Source organism: Actinoplanes sp. NPDC051411 (assembly GCF_040682075.1).
Lineage (GTDB): Bacteria > Actinomycetota > Actinomycetes > Mycobacteriales > Micromonosporaceae > Actinoplanes.
On record NZ_JBFBAD010000012.1, the window covers coordinates 1 to 17,196 of the forward strand.

Sequence of the window (17,196 nt, forward strand, 5' to 3'; positions counted from 1 at the left end):
GGCCGGGCCCCCGGGCCCGGGCCCCGCACTGTCAGTGGGTGTCGATGCCGGCGTTCGCGATCACCTGCTGGGCGTCCGCCGGCCACGCCGTGCCGGTCACCTCGACGTTGTCGACCAGCTGGTTGTTGTGTTCCACCGCGTTCGGCGTCTGGGTCACGCCCGCGTTGTACCAGTTGTGGGCGATGACGTTGTCACTCGTGTTGTTGATCGTGCCGTACGAGTTCGTGAACACCCATACGCCGCAGTCCTGCACAACGTTGTTCCGCTCGGTCACATACCGGGAGCCCTCGTCGAGGTAGAGCCCGACCGTGTGCTGCGTGTCGTAGATGTAGTTGCCGCTGAAGACCGAGCCGGGATTGGCGGAGAGGTTGTACAGACTGCCGCCGTCGTGGAAGACCTTCTTGACTCCGTGGACCAGGTTGTCGGTGACCTGGGTGTTCCGCAGAGTCGTCGGCGTGGTGTAGACCGGCTGGTAGGCGTAGAGCCCGCGGTTCTGGTAGTCGGTGCTGCCACCCGCGTCGTTGGCTCCCCAGCCCCAGCCGACGTCGATCCCGTCGTAGGCGAGGTTCGACACCTCGTTGTGAGCGATGACGGTGTGGTCGGCGTAGGTCGAGAGAATGCCGGACATCTCCTTGTAGTCCCTGGCGACATCGGTCACGAGGTTGTTGTCGATGGTGATGTTCCGCAAGGCCATCGCGGCCGTTCGAGGATGATGTGCGTCCGGCTGGACGCCGCCCGCCACGACACCGGCGCCCCCGAGGTCGGTGAACACGTTGTGGTGGACGGTCGTCTCGGTGACGCCGAGGCCGATCCCGGTCGCGTTGGCATCGGCGTCCAGGCCGAGCCCCAGGCCGACCTGGCCGAGGTGAGCGAAGGTGTCGTCGGCGAAGCGAACCCGGGTGGCCGCGGCCACCTGCACCGCGGCCGGCATCTGGTTCCAGCCGTTGCGGGCGCCCTCGAACTGCGGACAGCCGGACTGACAGCTGGTCAGGTAGTCGGCCGGTTGCGGGTAGGCCTTCGGGATGAAGGCGCCGTTCTGCTGATCGGCGTAACCGATCGGGCTGCCCGGCGACAGCCAGGTCGAATACGAGAACTGAAGCCCGGAGAAGCTCAGGTCGTGGACCGGGCGAGCGTAGGAGCCGGCGATCTGGACCAACGACTCCAGCGACGGCAGAACGAACGACTCCTGGTTCGGGTTCTCACCGGCCGCGGCCCGGTAGTACAACTTCCCGGACGCCGGGTCCAGGTACCACTGACCTTCCTGCAGGAAGGCGTACGCGTTCTCCAGGAACAGCTGGCCGCCCGCGAAGGGGTGCGCCAGGGTGTCGTACCCCCAGTTGTTGTTCTGCCAGGCCGGCTGCCGCATCGTGACCGTGGTCCCGCTGATGCTCTGGACCGGGGCGTACCGGTCGGTGAACGAGTCCTGGCTCTCGACTTCGATCCGCTTCTGGTCCGGCAGGGTCGCCAGATAGTCGAGAGCGGGGTTGTTGATCTGCATGCCGGCCGTCGTGACCGTCATGTCGCTCCGAGAGATCTTGACGGCGGCCCGAGGGGCCGACTGGTCGTTGCGATAGAGCTGCCGGCTGTCCCGCCCTTTCGGCACCCGCGCCACGAAGATGTTCTTGGTCTTGTCGTAGGAGGTCCATCCGGTCACGTCCCGCCCGCCGGAGAGCACGGGGTGCGCTCCGGGAGCCGCGGTCCAGCTGACCCCGGAGTCGGCGGCGGTGAAGCGCAGCGGCCGGTCGAGCCGATAGGTGCCGTTCTTCAGCTCGACGGTGACCGTGCGTCCGGCGCGGACCGCCGCGCGGGCTCTGGCCTGTGCCTGGCTCAGCGCGCGGTCGTTGCCGGTGGGTGAAACCACGATCGTGGTCCGGCTGGGTTGAGGTGGTGCGGCGAGCGCCGGGCCGCCGCCGGTTACCAGTACGCCGGCTGCGGCGATTATCGGAAGGAGTCTCACGCGTTGCCTCCTCGTCTCGCGACGATCACGGCCATCATTCGTATGACGTCTGATCTATAGATACGCGTGACCCGGAAAGCCGTCAAGCCGGAAGGGGCGGCGCTAGCGCTGCAGGCGGCCGGGAGCAGTCCGGCCGCTGCGGCGGACGACCCACGCCTCGGTGATGTGCGTGAACATCGCCTCGGAGGCGCCGGAAGGATCATGGGCCGCGATGCGCTCGTAGATGTGGCGGTGGCCGGCGTTGGACGCGACACACAGCGTCCGGTCGGTGCGACCCAGATAACGAGCGGTGTTGATGGCCTGACTCTCCAGCGCGCGGACCACCGCGCGGGCGATCCGGTTGCCGGAGGCTCGCATGATCGTGTCGTGGAAGGCGCGGTCCTGGTCGGCGTAGGCCACCGGGTCGTCGACCAGCTCGTCCATGCGTCCGACGAGGCTGAGCAGCTGCTCGACGGTCTCCTCGTCAGCTGAGCGCGCCGTCACGTTGGCCATGTCCGACTCGAGCAGCCGCCGGGTGACCACGAGATCGTCCAATATCGCCAGAGTGCCGTCCTCGGCGATGGCGACCCCCAGCACCAGCTCGTCGAGCATGTCCCAGCTCGTCGCGGGGGTGACGATCGTGCCGGAACCCTGGCGGACCTGCACCAGGCCCTTTTCCTGAAGAACCTTCATGGCTTCCCGGACGACGGTGCGGCTCACCGAGAAGGTCTCGCACAGCACCGGTTCGGGCGGCAACGTCGAGCCCGGCGGATGCACCCCGCGGACGATCCGGTCGACCAGCTCGGCGGTGAGGGCCCGGGCCAGGCTCGCCGGCCGCTGTGACCACGCCGGGGCGGGAGGGGCACCGTCCGTCGCTCGCTGCCCTGCCGTCATGTCTCCTCCGGATGGCGCCCGCGCGGCCAGCACCGCCGGATGAGTGTACGCCGCAGAACCGGTCGGCCGTCAGGCGCGGTCTTGCAGACATCATACGTATGGCCTTACTCTCCTCGGCGTGGCGCTCCTTAACAGGGTCGACAAACAAAGGAAACCCCTATGTACGGTTTGACACGGGTGTTGAGCGGTACGGCAGTCGTGCTCCTCGGTCTCAGTCTCGTCGCCTGCGGCAACAAGGGTGGCTCCTCCTCTTCCGGCACCTTCGGCTTCCCTCAGGTCAAGCAGGACGACACCGCCACGATCACGGTGTGGGTGGACGCCGACCGGTCGACCGCGGTCGACGCCTTCAAGAAGGCGAACCCCGGCGTGAAGCTCAAGGTCGTCAGCTACGACGGCTCGGCGAACGGGTCGAACTCGTTCCGCACCAAGATGCAGCTTTTCGACCGGGCGGGCAGCGGCTGGCCGGACGTGGTCTTCTCAAGCCAGAACAACGACGCGGCGTGGGCGAGCCAGAAGAGCAACGGCAAACCGGCCTTCGCCGCGGTCCTGAACCAGGGCCTGGTCCCGAAAACGACCCTCGACGGCTTCACCGCCGGCTCGCTCGGGCCGTGCACCGTCGAGGGCAAGGTCTACTGCCTGCGTAATGACCTTGCCCAGGTGGTCCTCTGGTACAACAAGAGCCTGCTCGACAAGTTCGGCTACACCGTCCCCACCACGTGGGAGCAATACCAGGCCCTCGGCGAGAAGGTGGCCCAGCAGCACCCGGGCTACATCGTCGGCACGGTCGGGGACGCCTGGACCCCCGAGGTCTACTTCTGGGCCAGCAAATGCCAGGCCAACGACGTCACCGGCCCGAAAACGGTCACCGTCAACACCGCCACCGACGAGTGCAGGCGTGCCGCCACGATGCTCGACACGCTGATCAAGAACGGCACCACGCCGAACGTCAGCGTGTTCACGCCCGAGTTCGTCAAGAAGTACGCCGGCAAGGTCCTGATGGCGCCCGGCCCGGCCTGGTACGCCGGTGCGATCTTCAACAATCCCCAGTCGCTGAACGTGCCGAAGGGCCAGCTGGGCGTGGCCGCTCCGCCGGCCTGGGGTGGCGACACCCCGGTCACCGGCAACGTCGGCGGCGGCACCTGGTTCGTCAGCAGCCATTCGGCGAACCTCAAAGCGGCCGAGAAGTTCGTCGAGTTCGTCACGACCGCGGACGATTACCAGGTGAACCTCGCGCCCGGTTACCCGGCGTTCGCCGCGGCCGCCGACAAGTGGATCAAGAAGCAGCAGTCCAGCGGCTACTACGCCAGCGATCTGCAGCCGGTGATCAAGGCGGGCACGGAGATCTGGGACGGCTGGGGCTCCGGCATCTTCAGCCAGGAAGCGATCTGGGCCAAGACGATGACGCCGGCCGTCGCCGGCGGCAAGAATCTGACCGACATGCTGCCGCAGTGGCAGACCGCGATCAAGAACCAGGCCCAGGTCGACGGCTACACGGTCAAATGACGATCGCCGACGAACTGGCTACCCGATCCGCCAGCGCTCCGCGCCACCGGCCTTCCGGCCGGCGGCGCGGGGGCACCACGCGCAGCGCGACGAGCTACGGCTTCGTGGCGTTGTACGGGGCGTTGTCGCTCGCGTTCGGCGTCCTGCCGGCCCTCTACGCCGTGTACCTCGCGTTCACCGATGGTGACGGCGGCTTCGCCGGAATCGGCAACTTCCGCAAGGTGACCAGCGACTTCCGCTTCCTGCCCGCCGTGGCCCACGTCGCTCTGTATCTGGCGATCTGGCTGGTGGCCCTCGTCGTGCTCGTCACCCTGCTGGCCATCGTGGTGCACGCGGTGCGGGTGCGCTGGCTGAGCCGGACCCTGCGACTGGTCTTCTATCTCCCCGGCGCCCTGGCCGGAGCCTCGAGCGTCCTGCTCTGGCTCTTCGTGCTCGACCCGACGGCGAGCCCGGTCGGCGGGCTGCTCCGGCTGATGGGCTTCACCAGTTTCGTCCAGGTCATCGTGCCCGGTCATCTGCCCGTCATCTTCGCCGTCATCGCCTTCTGGACCGGAGCGGGCGGCTGGATCGTCATCATGTACGGCGCCCTGAACAACATCAGCGCCGAGGTGATCGAGGCCGCGCGGATCGACGGCGCCGGAGCGCTGCAGATCGCCTGGCGCATTCAGCTGCCGCTGCTCCGCAAGTGGATCTCGTACATGGGGATCATGTCGCTGGCCGCCGGCACGCAGCTGTTCGTCGAGCCGCAACTCCTCTCACAGGCCAGCAACGCGGTCGTGCCCAACGACTACTCGCTCAACCAGCTCGCGTACCAGTACGCCTTCCAGCAGAACGACTTCAACGGGGCAGCCGCGATCTCGCTGCTGCTGCTCGTCATCGCCCTCGCGTTGTCGGCGGTCTTCGTGACCCGCGGCGGCCTCTTCGAGACGGACTGACGGTCATGGTCACAGCGGAAATGGATCAGCCGGCGGCGGACCGCCGCGGCATCAGCGGATGGAGCGTACGGGCGATCCTCGTCGTCGTCCTGACGGTCTTCGTACTGTTTTTCGTCATCCCGATCGTCTGGTTGCTGCTGGCCACGACGAAGACGGCGCACGGGCTCATCGTCAGCGACCCGTTCCTGCCCGGCAGTCTCGGCAACGCGGCCGAGAACTGGAAGCAGCTCTTCGGGTTCCAGGACGGCGCGGTGACCACATGGGTCGGCAACTCGGCGCTGTACGCCCTCGGCGCTCTGGCGATCACGCTCGTCGCGAGCATCCCGGCCGGCTACGCGATGGCGCTGACCGAATTCCGGTTCCGGCGGCTGATGCTGGTCATGACGCTGATCGTCATGCTCGTCCCGGGCACCGCCCTGGTGCTGCCGATCTTCCTCGAGCTGAACGTCGTCGGGTTGATCGGCAGCCCGCTGGCGGTGATCCTGCCGATGGCCTTCTTTCCCTTCGGCGTCTATCTCACCTACATCTACTTCTCGACGAGCATCCCGCGCGACCTGCTCGCCGCGGCCCGGATCGACGGGTGCACCGAGTTCCAGGTCTTCCGCAAGGTCGCGCTGCCTCTGGCCGCGCCGATCGTCGCGCTCGTCGCGTTCTTCAGCTTCGTGCAGAGCTGGAACAACTTCTTCCTGCCGTTCGTGATGCTGCCCTCCAGCGACGGTTACCCGATCCAGGTCGGCCTCACCTCGCTACTGGCCTCGACGCCGGCGTTCAACCCCAGCTCGGCCGGCACCCAGTCCGTGCAACTGCCGACCCTGGCCCTCGCCACCGTCATCTCGGTCCTGCCGGTTCTCATCGTCTTCCTGTTCGCACAGCGCTTCCTGGTCGCCGGCATGACGGCCGGCGGCACCAAGGAATGAGCCCCACCACCGACGACACGATGGAGCATCTGTGAAGGTCACCGGGTACCGCAGCCTGACCACACGACACGACTGGCGACGGCTGATCGGTGACGCCAACGGAGTGATGCCACAACCGCTCACCGACGTACACGTCCTGATCCTCCAGACCGACACCGGCCTCGAGGGAATCGGCCTCGGCGAGCACGGCGACATCGAGCGGGTCTTCGCCGCGGTGGAGGGCCAGGACCCGCGGGCCGTCTCGGCGCTCTACGACCGGATGCTCGACCGTGTCTTCAAGACCGGCCATTCGGGAGCGACGTTCGGCGCGATCGGCGCCATCGACATGGCTCTGTGGGATCTCAAGGCCAAGGCGGCCGGTGAGCCGCTCTGGCGTACGCTCGGCGCGCTCGACCGTTTCGTACCCGGGTACGCCTCCGGCCTCGACATCGCGCTCGACGACGACGCCCTGATCCGCCTGTACGAACGCTTCGCCGAGCGCGGGTTCCACGCGGCCAAGCTCAAAGGGGGTCGCGACCTTGAGAGCGATCTTCGCCGGCTGGAGGCGCTGCGCGACCTGCTCGGTCGCAACTCCACCCAGCCGGCATTGATGTTCGACGCCAACGAATCATGGAATCGCTCGCAAGCCGTACGGTTCGTCACCGCGCTGGAGCGCCGGGTCGACCTCACCTGGGTCGAAGAGCCGGTGCGCCGCTGGGACGCGGCCGGCCTCGCCTCGGTCCGGCGCGGCATTCGGGCCGCGGTCGCCACCGGCGAGAACCTCACCGGCCTGGAACAGTATCGGCCCCTTCTGGACGCCGACGCGATCGACATCGTCCAGGTCGGCAACGTCTGGGGCATCACCCACTTCCTGCGGGTGGCCGCCGTCGCGCACAGCCGTGATCTGCCGGTCAGCCCGGTCGCGTACCACGCCAACCCGCTCGCGCACGCCGCCGCCGCGATCCCGAACCACCTGGCCTTCGAGGTGCAGGACCTGATCCCGCCGATCGGCCTGGCCGTCGACCAGGAATTCACCGATGGAGGCATCGTGCTCGGCGACGAACCGGGGCTCGGCATCCGAGTCGACGAGAGCCGCATCGAAGCCGCGCCGGCGGTCAACCCGTCGGCCGCGACAGCGGGCCCGCACGTCCGGCCCGGCCGCGCCGGTCTGCGACTGGTGCCCGACTCCGCCCGGGAGTACCGGGCCGGCGCGCCGGCCTGAGAGCGCGCGCCACCACGGTCGCATATCGATGAATGCCACTTGACATTCATCATACGTACGACCTATGTTGCAGGAACTTTACGCCCCGATTGCCTTCGAACCGGTTCGCGCGACTCCGGGTCCTCCACCGACCCGATACGGCGTCGCGCCGGTCGCTCCCCGACTCCCCGCCGGTCGACGCCGCCCGGCCGACGCGACCGTCGGCCGACCTCAGGCAGCGTTGAGGAGGACGAATCGCATGAACAGACATCGAAGCGGCCGCAACCCGCGCCGCCTGGCAACGGCCGCGGCCGCCCTCGCGGTAGCCGCGTCAGCCGTGGCGGCCCCCGCCTCGCCGGCCCTCGCGGCCACCACGACCCTCTACGCATCGCCGTCCGGCACCGGCAGCAGTTGCTCGAGCGCGCAGCCCTGTTCGCTGACCGCCGCTCAGACGGCGGTGCGGTCCGCGACCGCCGGCATGTCCGGCGACGTCGTGGTCCAGCTCGCCGACGGGACATACCGGCTCGCGACCCCGCTGCGGTTCACCGCGGCCGACTCGGGCGCCAACGGTTACACCGTGCGCTGGCAGGCCGCGTCCGGCGCGCATCCGGTGGTCACCGGCGCCCGGCAGATCACCGGCTGGCACCTCGCCGACACGTCGAGGAACATCTGGCAGGCGGGCGTCGGCACCGGGATCGACGCCCGGCAGCTCTCCGTCAACGGAAGCCCGGCGATCCGGGCACGCACCCAGGTGAGCCGCTCCGATTTCAGCGCGAACGGCACCGGCCTGCGATTCACCAGCTCCGCTCTGACCTATCTGAACTCCGTGCCGAATCAGAGCCGGATCGAGGTGGAGGCCGTCAACTCCTTCACCGACCGGTATTCGCCGGTGCAGAGCATCGCCGGCAACCTGCTCACGATGCAGCAGCCGGCCTGGAACAACAACAACTTCGGGTACGACACGCTCACCAGTCCCTTCCGGGCCGGACCGATGTACCTCGAGAACGCCTACGAATTCCTCGACGCCGCGGGGGAATGGTATCTGGACCCGGGAACGGGAACGTTGTCCTACATTCCCCGCTCCGGTGAGAACATGGCGACCGCCGACGTCGAACTACCCACCCTGCAGTCGCTGGTCGACGTGGGCGGAACCTACGCCTCACCCGCACACCACATCGCGCTGTCCGGGCTGACCTTCACCGGCACCAGCTGGCTCGGTCCCAGCAGCAGCCAGGGCTACGCCGACCAGCAGACCGGCGCCTACCTCGCGGGCAACTGGTCGTGGCCGTCGTTCGGCTCCTGCTCGTCCGGGTGCACCGCGTTCGAGGCGGCCCGCCCCCACTGGAGCCAGATGCCGGCCGCCGTCCAGGTCTCCGCCGCCAACACGATCACCTTCAGTGGCGACCAGTTCACCGGTCTCGGCCAGGCCGCGCTCGGCATCGGCAACGACGCCGGCGCGCACGCCTCCGGGATCGGGCTGGGCGCCTCCTCGATCAGCGTGACCGGCTCGACATTCACCGGAATCGCGGCCGGCGCCGTCGTCGTCGGGGGCGTGCAGGCGGACGCCCACCATCCCAGCGACACCCGCATGACCAACCAGAACATCACCGTCAGCGGCAATGTGATCCACGACGTAGGCCTCGACTATCGCGGCGTCACCTCGGTCCTCGCGACCTATGTCACGAACGCGGTCGTCGACCACAACGAGATGTACAACCTGCCGTACTCCGGCATCGCGATCGGGTACGGCTGGGGGGCCAACGACGCCGGCGGCAGCAACGACTACGCCAACCGGGGCCTCTACAACTACCAGCCCCGCTACAGCACGTCCACGACCGAGACCGGCAACCGGATCACCGGGAACTACGTCCACGATGTCATGCAGCAGATGAACGACGGCGGCTGTGTCTACACGTTGTCCGCCAACCCCGGCGCCGTCATCAGCGGCAATTACTGCCTGCACACCCACGGCTATTTCGGCCTCTATTTCGACGAGGGCTCCCGGTACTACAGCGCCACCGGCAACGTCTTCTCCGACGTCGGCGTCTGGTCCACGGCCAACGCCAACGGCAACAACAACACCGGCAACCTGACCGTGACGGGCAACTGGACGACGAACGGGACGACCTACATCGCCAACGGCGACCGGGGGAACAACGTCTCCGGCAACACCACCGTCTCCGGCGGCGGCTGGCCGTCCGGTGCTCAGCAGGTGATGGCCTCCGCCGGCGTCACCTCGTCGTCCTCCCCCGGCGGCCAGACCGGCGAGATCGTGGGGGTGGCCTCCGGGCGATGCCTGGACGTGCCGAACGCCGCCACCGCCAACGGCACCCAGGAACAGCTCTACGACTGCACGGGTGGCTCGAACCAGCGCTGGACGTACACCTCGAGCAGGCAGCTGCAGGTGTACGGCAACAAGTGCCTCGACGCCAACGGCCAAGGCACCACCAACGGCACCGCCGCGATCATCTGGGACTGCAACGGCCAGACCAACCAGCAGTGGAACCTCAACACCAACGGCACGATCACCGGCGTGCAGTCGGGCCTGTGCCTGGACGCCAACGCCGCCGGGACGGCCAACGGCACGAAGATCATCCTCTGGTCGTGCAACGGCGGCCCCAACCAGCGGTGGAGTCTGAGCACCTGACAACGGCTGAGGTGGCCGGCCCGGCAGACCGGGCCGGCCACCGCCGCGGGATGTCAGGCCCGGGCGAAGTTCCAGAGGTGGTCGGCGGTGCCGCTGTCCGACCACTGGAGCACCTGGGCGCCGGAGGCGGTGCTCATGTTGGTGACGCCGAGCAGCAGGCCGCTGTTGACGTTCCAGATCTTGTAGTGGCCGGAGCCGTCGGGAACCGCCGTCCAGAGGTGGTCGGCGGTGCCGGAGTCACCCCACACGAGGGCCGGCGCCCCCTGGCTGGTCGAGGCGTTCTGGATGCCGAGGACCAGGCCGTCGGCCTTGTTGGTGATCTTGTAGTGGCCGGCGCCGTCCGAGACCATGGTCCACACCTGTGACGTGCTGCCGTTCGCCGTGGCCTGGACGGCCGCGGTGCCCCACGCGGTGCCGCCGTTCAGCGTGGCCAGCGGCAGACCACTGTTGGCGTTGGAGATGCGGTAGTCGCCGGACAGCGACGGCGTGGAGCCGCCGGAGCCGGCCGTGATCGTGATGCGGTAGGCGTTGTTCGTGGCCATGGTGACCGGGATCGAGATCGAGCCGTTGGCCGGCGTGTAGGTGGCGGTCGAGACCGTGCTCGGCCCCGCGGACGCGACCGTACGGCCGAGCGACACCGTCTCCTCCACCTTCACCGTGACCGTGCTGCCGAGATTGAGCGAGTTGAGCCCGTTGACCGTCACCGCGCACGACCCGGAGCAGTTCCCGGCGACGATGCTGACCTGGTTGCCGCCGGACGGAACGGCCGCGAATCCGTCGATGCCGGTCTGGGCGGGCGGAGTGGTCGCCACCATGTTGCCGGTCATCGCGGCGTACCAGGTGTAGAGCCAGTACGCGGCGTTCGGGCTTCCGCCGCGTCCGGTCAGGAGGTCTCCGAGGGCACCGGACTGGTTCCAGAAGGCCAGCTCGGCATCGTGGATACCGAGCCGTTCGAACTTCGAGATGTAACCGACGAGCGGTCCGGGCAGCCCGACCTCGCTCGGAGCGGCGTACTCCTCGATCGCGATCGGCCGCCGGCTGATGCCCAGCGAGTCCTCGATCCCCTGGACGGTGGCCACGTCGCCGGCGATCTTCGACGACCGCGTGAGTTCGTGCCAGGCCAGGATGTCCGGCACGGTGCCGGTCGCGACCGCGTTCTGCAGGAAGTTCCGCATGTCGCCGATGTTGTCGGAGAAGCTGGGGCCCTGGATCGGCTTGTTCGGATCGAGCGAGCGAATCTGCCGGAACGTGGTCGTCCAGAAGGATTCGTAGGTGCCGTTGGCCGAATTCCAGGTGTTGTCCGACTCGTTCCAGGGCGCGTAGGCGGCGATGCTGTTGTAGTACGACGACTGCTTCATCGCGGTGATCTGCGAGTTGACGAAGGGCGTCCAGGTGCTCCAGCTGAACTGGTAGGGCCAGCCGGCGTAGTAGTCGGACAGCCGGTTGACCAGCTTCGCGCCGACGGCGACCGCGGTCGGAGCCACGACCGAGATGTCGCCGGTGGGCTGCTGGTGACCACCGGCGGGCATCTGGACGAAGGTGTTCGGCTTGATCGCGCTCGCCAGCGCGACCGACGGCTGTGTCGCGTTGGCCAGGCCGTAGAGGCTGCCGGTGGCGACGTGGGTCACCGGCCGCAGCACCTGGGCCGCGTTGACGGTAAGGGTGTTGGAGGCGGTCGCGGCCGACGCCGGGACGGCGGCGAGGCCGCTCACGACGAGGGCGCCCGCGAGGAGCGCGGCCGAGGACGCCAGCGGGTAGCGGCGAGGCGTCCGGCGGGAACCGACGGGGACGGTCGGGGTCATGGACAGGGGTCCTTTCCGAGGTCGCGTTTTCTGGCCCGGCTCGGTGGAAGCCGGATCCATCGTGGACGGCGCCCGCCCGGCGAGGCCGCGGGACAGGCGGGTGATCAGGAAACTAGGAAAACGTTTTCCGCCTCAACGTAGGAACCTCGCCCCCGCCTGTCAAGACACAACTACCTCGTGAAAAGCCGTTATGAGCGGCCCACTCGAATGGTCGGACCTGTTGCGTTCGGCAACGAGTTGGCAACATTGGTGAACGTAGATGGAAGCGCTCCCAAGACCTGCCCAGGAAGGAACCACCCCATGTTCAGACGTGCACTCGCCGCCGCTGCCACGCTGGCGCTCGGGGCCGCACTCATGACCGGACTGCTCGGTGGGACCGCCTCAGCGGCCGCAACCTCCACCACCGCCGGATGCGGCAAGTCACCCGCGCTCGCGAACGGCACTCACACGATCGTCAGCAGCGGTCTCAACCGGACCTACATCCTGCACATCCCCGACAACTACGACCGGAACCGGCCGTACAAGCTGATCTTCGCTTTCCACTGGCTGAACGGAACCGCCAACGACGTGGCGACCGGCGGCCCGGACGGATCGGTGTGGGCGTACTACGGGCAGCAGAAGTTGTCGGACAACGGCGCGATCCTGGTGGCACCGCAGGGGATCGACAACGGATGGGCCAACACCGGCGGCCGCGATCTGACCCTGGTCGACGACCTGACCAACCTGATCGAGGGCGGCCTGTGCGTCGACACGTCGCAGCTGTTCGCTCTCGGCTGGAGCTACGGCGGCGCCATGAGCTACGCCGTCGCATGCGCCCGCCCCACCGTCTTCCGCGCCGTGGCCGTCCTCTCCGGCGCCAATCTGAGCGGCTGCGACGGCGGCACGCAGCCCGTCGCCTACCTGGGAATCCACGGCATCCACGACAGCGTGCTCAACATCTCGCTCGGCCGCTCACTGCGCGACACCTTCGTCCGCAACAACGGCTGCACCGCCCAGAGCCCGCGCGAGCCGGCCCAGGGAAGCCTCACCCACATCGCGACCAGCTATGCCGGGTGCCGGGCCGGATATCCGGTGGAGTGGGCCGCCTTCGACGGCGATCACACCCCGGACCCGGTGGACGGGTCCACGGCGACCAGCGGCGCCCGGACCTGGACCGCCGGCGAGATCTCGAAGTTCTTCTCGCAGCTGCCCAGCACCATCCCGCCGAGCACGCCGCCCACCAGTGCACCGACCAGCGCGCCGACCAGTGCACCGACCACTCCCCCGGCCCAGTCCGCCGGGTGCACGGCCGGCTACCACGTCGTCAGCAGCTGGCCGGGAGGTTTCCAGGCCGACATCGCCGTCTCCAACACCGGCTCGGCGAGCACCACCGGCTGGCGGGTGAGCTGGACGCTCGGCTCCGGGCAGTCGGTCAGCCAGGTCTGGAACGGGTCGCTGAGCACCAACGGGAGCACGGCGACGGTGACCAACGCCGCCTACAACGGCACGCTCGCGCCAGGCGCCGGCACCAGCTTCGGTGTGATCGTGTCGGGAACCGCAGCCGCGACACCGACCATGACCTGCACCGGAATCTAGGACGCCGGTAACCGCCCGGTCCCCTTGGTCGTCGACAGTGGACGACCGCGTCGTACAGCATCGGCCAGGTCCGCCGGAGCGGCGGGCCTGGCCGAAGTCGGTTCCTGGGCGGAAAAGCCCCCGCCCTGTTGCGTCAGCGCTTCAGGGTCAGCACACCCGGCCGCCACGGCAGCTGGTCGTAGGAGCCGCCCGCGCTCGGGTCCTTGCCCTGATAGAGCAGCTGCAGGTTGCAGGGGTCGACGGTCATGGTCTGGTCGGGGTTGCTGCGCACCAGGTCGCCGTGGCTGATGTCGTTGGTCCACGTCGCGCCGCTGTTGGCCTTGCCCGCGAACGGGTTGCTCTCACTGGCCGCCTGCGGGGTCCACGAGCCGCCCAGGCTGGAGGCCGTGAACGAGCGGAAATAGCGGCCCTGGCTCCCGATCGCCTCGACGATCATCAGGTACTGGTTCTGGCCCTGGACCTTGTAGACCTGAACCGCCTCGAACAGGTTGTTCGTCGAGTCGCTCATCACCGTGGTGTACGACGAGCCGAAACTGCCCGGGAAGTTCCCGATCGGCATGCTGGCCCGGTAGATCTTGCCGTTGTCACCGGCGAAGAACAGATACATGTTCTGGCCGTCCCCGATGACCGTCTGGTCGATGACGCCGGTGCTGGAGCCGGAAATGCTGCCGGTGAACAGCGTCTGGGCCGACGACCACCCGTTGGCGTTGGTCGGGTCGCTGGAGGTCTTGTAGCTGAACGCGGTCGGGCCCCACTGGTACGCGAGCACCCAGATGTTCTTCGGCGCGAAGTAGAACAGCGTGGGCGCCACCGTGCCCTGGCTCATGCCGTTCTGGCTCGCGGAGGCCATGTCCGACCAGTTGGTGAAGAGGCCGAAGTTCATCGAGCCGTACCCGGAACCGGAGACGTTCGACGCATAGACCAGGTGCTTGCCGTTGTAGACGACGTTGGTGAAGTCCTTCAAGGACACCCACCCCGACTTCGGGGTGGCCAGCGGCCCGGTCGACGTCCAGTGGTAGCTCGACGACAGCGTGCAGCTGCCACCCGTCGGCGGCGGTGTCGTGGGCGACGTGGTCGGCGGGGTGGTCGGCGGGGTGGTCGGCGGGCCCGTGGTCGGGCCGGTGGTCGGGCCCGTGCTGCCGGTGCAGGCCACGCCGTTGACGGCGAAGTTCGTCGGCGCGGGGTTGCTGCCCGTCCACGAGCCGTTGAAGCCGAAGGACGCCGTGCCGCCGGCGGCGACCGCGGCGTTGTAACTCACGTTCTTCGCGGTCACCGCCGAGCCGCTCTGGGTCACCGACGCGTTCCAGGCCTGCGTGACGGCCTGCCCCGCACCGAACGACCACGTCAACGTCCAGCCGTTCAACGGGTCGCCCAGATTGGTGACGGACACGGTGGCACCGAATCCGCCCTGCCACTGCGACGACACGGCATAGGACACCGAACAACCCGCGGACGCGGCCTGCGCCGGCAGCGCGACGGCGACCGCGGCCGACGCCAGCAGCACGACACCGGCCGCCAGGCCGACATTCGTCACCCTGAATCTCTTCATAGCACTTTCTCCTGACAGGATCGCGTTCTACGCATTCGCGGGGGTCGCTGCGTAGTGAGCGTTAACAACGCGTGTCAGGGATGCTACGGGAGCGCTCCCACGGGCTCAATGCGGAGACGCCGACAACGAATCAGCGAGCAGCCGAACCAGGCCGGACCTGCCGGAAGGCCGCAGATCAAAGCACCGGCGGCCGGCCGTAACACCTTTTCAGCGAACAGTTCTCGCTCATTGCGCTAAACCGCACGATCATCCATCACCCAATTGGCAGAACCGATTGAAGTTCTGACGTCGCCGGCCCCGCGGCCGGGCGGAGCAGCACGCCCGGGGCTTACACGCCGGTCGACGGGCAGACCGCGGCCGTCAGTGATCCGCGAGCTCAAATTCGCGGTCGCGCGGAGCGTAGCGGACCTGCTCGAACGGCCACTCGTCGCGTAACCAGCTGCCGATCATCTCGTAGAGCGGCCGGTCCAGCGCCGCGTGATCCGCGCGAACCCAGGACCGGACCTCGGCCACACCGGGCTCGCGTGCCGCGGAGGGGTAGATGTAGACGCAGCCGATGATCTCCGAGCCCTTGAGGACCGAATAGGTGAAGCCCTCGCGCTGCTTGAACTCGGTGTAGTGCTGCTCGAGATCCTGGAGGTTCTGGGCGAGGGTCATCTCGATCGGCCAGCCGTAGGTGGCGAAGCCGGGCGTGTCACGGATGTGAGCCTGGCTCGTCTGCCAGGCGGCGTAGTCCTCGTCATTGAACTCCGGGCGCAGCGGCACCAGCCGGAATCCGGCGCGATCCAGCTCTTCGGGCACCACGAAGGAGCCGGGCACGAAAGACCACTCCGGGGATGACGAGGCTGCTGAGGTCATGTCGTGCTCCCACCGATCCAAGAAAAGGCTGCATGGGAGCATACCTCCCGGGCCGGACACCGCGATCGGATACCGGGAGCTCGGGCATTTGGCGGTTTATAAGGGTTTGGCGATATTCCAATCGCGGCTGAATTGCCGCAGGGTCGACTGGAGGTAGAGAGGCTCGATCGTGACGCCTCCCTGGGCGTCGGCCCGCTCGATGGACAGGTAGGCCCATACGCCATGCGGCGAAATGTTGTCGCGATGGCGTTCCAGCAGGATGGGTTCGCGCCGCTCGATCAGCGACATGTCAAGATCGAGAATGCAGACCGAAGTCACGAGTTCCTCGGCGACGCACCTGAACTGCAGGCTTTCTCGCAACAGCTCGGTCGAGAGGCCCGCGCGCTCGACCAGCAAGCGGAATTTTTCGACCTGGGGCGCCCAGTCGGCGCGTTCGCCGTAGAGCAGGTATTGGTAGGGCCGCGCCCGGCGCAGATTTTCGGCGACCACCTCGAAGAACGCTCCCGGCTCGCCTTCGTTGGTGTCCGATTGGAAGAGCCGGGTCATGATCCTCATCCGCGTGATGCAGGCTTCCATGCCGATGGCCTCAGCGTCGGTCACGAACCCGACCGGACGTTGACTATCGCCGATCTCGGTCAGGCTGCGGGCGGCCTCCTCGATCTGGGTCTGCAGGCGTCGGCTGATCCGTGCCACCATGTCGAGCTGGCGTCCGCGCAGGTCGCTGGCTTCGACAACCGCACGCCGGATGTCGGCGCGCACGCCGGTGGACTCATCCTGTAGTGGAGCCAGCGGCCGCTCGCCAAAGACCAGATAGTCGAGGCTGACGTTGAAGAAATTGGCTATCGCCAGCAACACGTCAAAGCTCGGCTTGATCCGCCCATGCAGGTAATGCGAGATCGTCGCCTCGTTGACGCCGATCGCGCGAGCCAACTTTTTTCTGTTCCCGACTACCGACGGGGCGTTCAACAGATCTTCGAGAACTGCCTCAAACACAACGTTGCGCTGGCGTGGGAACATGATCCGTTACCTCAACGCATCTTTATCGGGGACAGACCGCGCGTCCCGTTTAGTGTCGCTAACAGGCTCTGACTCCATAGTACAGAGACCCCTTGCACCCCCGGTCGAGCCGTCCGTACCGTCTGGTGCAAAGAAGGAGGTCCGATGATCAGGGCCAGGGCGTCAATGAAGGCGGTGCGACAAAGATCTTCCATTGTCGTCACACCGGCATTCGGATTGATCATTACCGCCTCCATCCTGATCGAACCCACCGTTGATCGATATCTCGCAGCAGCCCTGCTCGCCTATGACCTGGTCGGCCGGTTCACCATCCGCGACCGTGGCAATGACATTCGAGATCATGAGAATGGAAGATCCTTGTGAGCACTACACCCAGATTCACC

Annotated in this window: 13 protein-coding genes and 2 pseudogenes; 8 read left to right on the forward strand and 7 right to left on the reverse strand. The window is 67.4% G+C overall.

Annotation, left to right across the window (positions count from 1 at the left end; translation table 11 throughout):
• Positions 1 to 31 precede the first annotated feature (31 nt).
• Together AB0M88_RS09130 and AB0M88_RS09135 are read right to left on the reverse strand one after the other, a co-directional pair.
• Complete coding sequence (locus AB0M88_RS09130) at positions 32 to 1,957, reverse strand: right-handed parallel beta-helix repeat-containing protein (protein ID WP_364097805.1); 1,926 nt, start codon at positions 1,955 to 1,957, stop codon at positions 32 to 34.
• A gap of 102 nt (positions 1,958 to 2,059) precedes the next feature.
• Positions 2,060 to 2,830: a FadR/GntR family transcriptional regulator gene (locus tag AB0M88_RS09135; RefSeq protein WP_364097808.1), complete on the reverse strand. Its 771-nt coding sequence runs from the start codon at positions 2,828 to 2,830 to the stop codon at positions 2,060 to 2,062.
• A gap of 159 nt (positions 2,831 to 2,989) precedes the next feature.
• Between AB0M88_RS09135 and AB0M88_RS09140 the strand changes: the two genes are divergently transcribed.
• From AB0M88_RS09140 to AB0M88_RS09160, 5 genes are all read left to right on the forward strand, one after another.
• A complete protein-coding gene (locus AB0M88_RS09140) occupies positions 2,990 to 4,333 on the forward strand; it encodes an extracellular solute-binding protein (RefSeq protein WP_364097810.1) in 1,344 nt (447 codons plus the stop codon).
• Positions 4,330 to 5,268: a sugar ABC transporter permease gene (locus AB0M88_RS09145; protein ID WP_364097813.1), complete on the forward strand. Its 939-nt coding sequence runs from the start codon at positions 4,330 to 4,332 to the stop codon at positions 5,266 to 5,268. Before AB0M88_RS09140 ends, AB0M88_RS09145 begins: the two co-directional genes overlap by 4 nt.
• A 5-nt stretch (positions 5,269 to 5,273) precedes the next feature.
• Complete coding sequence (locus AB0M88_RS09150) at positions 5,274 to 6,185, forward strand: carbohydrate ABC transporter permease (RefSeq protein ID WP_364097816.1); 912 nt, start codon at positions 5,274 to 5,276, stop codon at positions 6,183 to 6,185.
• 31 nt (positions 6,186 to 6,216) lie between these two features.
• A complete protein-coding gene (locus AB0M88_RS09155) occupies positions 6,217 to 7,386 on the forward strand; it encodes a mandelate racemase/muconate lactonizing enzyme family protein (protein ID WP_364097819.1) in 1,170 nt (389 codons plus the stop codon).
• Between the two features lie 238 nt (positions 7,387 to 7,624).
• A complete protein-coding gene (locus AB0M88_RS09160) occupies positions 7,625 to 10,012 on the forward strand; it encodes an RICIN domain-containing protein (RefSeq protein WP_364097822.1) in 2,388 nt (795 codons plus the stop codon).
• Between the two features lie 53 nt (positions 10,013 to 10,065).
• Here the strand turns inward: AB0M88_RS09160 and AB0M88_RS09165 are convergent, their stop codons facing one another.
• On the reverse strand, positions 10,066 to 11,814 hold the full coding sequence (locus tag AB0M88_RS09165; RefSeq protein WP_364097825.1) for an RICIN domain-containing protein: 1,749 nt from the start codon (positions 11,812 to 11,814) through the stop codon (positions 10,066 to 10,068).
• Positions 11,815 to 12,168: 354 nt separating this feature from the next.
• Here AB0M88_RS09165 and AB0M88_RS09170 point away from each other — a divergent pair.
• Positions 12,169 to 12,648: pseudogene (locus AB0M88_RS09170) on the forward strand (prolyl oligopeptidase family serine peptidase); the annotation flags it as partial.
• A 263-nt stretch (positions 12,649 to 12,911) separates the two neighbouring features.
• Here the strand turns inward: AB0M88_RS09170 and AB0M88_RS09175 are convergent.
• Entirely contained in the window at positions 12,912 to 13,100 is a 189-nt protein-coding gene (locus AB0M88_RS09175; protein ID WP_364098074.1) for a glycine zipper domain-containing protein, read from the reverse strand.
• Between the two features lie 7 nt (positions 13,101 to 13,107).
• On the opposite strand from AB0M88_RS09175, the pseudogene AB0M88_RS09180 reads away from it, so the two are divergent.
• A pseudogene (locus AB0M88_RS09180) lies at positions 13,108 to 13,389 on the forward strand (cellulose binding domain-containing protein); the annotation flags it as partial.
• 133 nt (positions 13,390 to 13,522) lie between these two features.
• On the opposite strand, the gene AB0M88_RS09185 reads toward AB0M88_RS09180, so the two are convergent.
• From AB0M88_RS09185 to AB0M88_RS09195, 3 genes are all read right to left on the reverse strand, one after another.
• Positions 13,523 to 14,938: a non-reducing end alpha-L-arabinofuranosidase family hydrolase gene (locus AB0M88_RS09185; protein ID WP_364097827.1), complete on the reverse strand. Its 1,416-nt coding sequence runs from the start codon at positions 14,936 to 14,938 to the stop codon at positions 13,523 to 13,525.
• A 360-nt stretch (positions 14,939 to 15,298) separates the two neighbouring features.
• Positions 15,299 to 15,796, reverse strand: a complete 498-nt coding sequence (locus AB0M88_RS09190) for an N-acetyltransferase (RefSeq protein ID WP_364097830.1) — start codon at positions 15,794 to 15,796, stop codon at positions 15,299 to 15,301.
• Positions 15,797 to 15,892: 96 nt separating this feature from the next.
• Positions 15,893 to 16,813: a helix-turn-helix transcriptional regulator gene (locus AB0M88_RS09195; RefSeq protein ID WP_364097833.1), complete on the reverse strand. Its 921-nt coding sequence runs from the start codon at positions 16,811 to 16,813 to the stop codon at positions 15,893 to 15,895.
• A 144-nt stretch (positions 16,814 to 16,957) separates the two neighbouring features.
• On the opposite strand from AB0M88_RS09195, the gene AB0M88_RS09200 reads away from it, so the two are divergent.
• The gene (locus AB0M88_RS09200; RefSeq protein WP_364097835.1) at positions 16,958 to 17,176 is read left to right on the forward strand and encodes a hypothetical protein; all 219 of its coding nucleotides are present in this window, start codon (positions 16,958 to 16,960) and stop codon (positions 17,174 to 17,176) included.
• Positions 17,177 to 17,196: the final 20 nt, after the last annotated feature.

Coding starts and splice junctions, on each gene's coding strand:
- AB0M88_RS09160 (WP_364097822.1), top strand. CDS start 7,625: ATGAACAGACATCGAAGCGGCCGCAACCCGCGCCGCCTGGCAACGGCC.
- AB0M88_RS09150 (WP_364097816.1), top strand. CDS start 5,274: ATGGTCACAGCGGAAATGGATCAGCCGGCGGCGGACCGCCGCGGCATC.
- AB0M88_RS09200 (WP_364097835.1), top strand. CDS start 16,958: ATGATCAGGGCCAGGGCGTCAATGAAGGCGGTGCGACAAAGATCTTCC.
- AB0M88_RS09165 (WP_364097825.1), bottom strand. CDS start 11,814: ATGACCCCGACCGTCCCCGTCGGTTCCCGCCGGACGCCTCGCCGCTAC.
- AB0M88_RS09145 (WP_364097813.1), top strand. CDS start 4,330: ATGACGATCGCCGACGAACTGGCTACCCGATCCGCCAGCGCTCCGCGC.
- AB0M88_RS09190 (WP_364097830.1), bottom strand. CDS start 15,796: ATGACCTCAGCAGCCTCGTCATCCCCGGAGTGGTCTTTCGTGCCCGGC.
- AB0M88_RS09185 (WP_364097827.1), bottom strand. CDS start 14,938: ATGAAGAGATTCAGGGTGACGAATGTCGGCCTGGCGGCCGGTGTCGTG.
- AB0M88_RS09140 (WP_364097810.1), top strand. CDS start 2,990: ATGTACGGTTTGACACGGGTGTTGAGCGGTACGGCAGTCGTGCTCCTC.
- AB0M88_RS09195 (WP_364097833.1), bottom strand. CDS start 16,813: ATGTTCCCACGCCAGCGCAACGTTGTGTTTGAGGCAGTTCTCGAAGAT.
- AB0M88_RS09135 (WP_364097808.1), bottom strand. CDS start 2,830: ATGACGGCAGGGCAGCGAGCGACGGACGGTGCCCCTCCCGCCCCGGCG.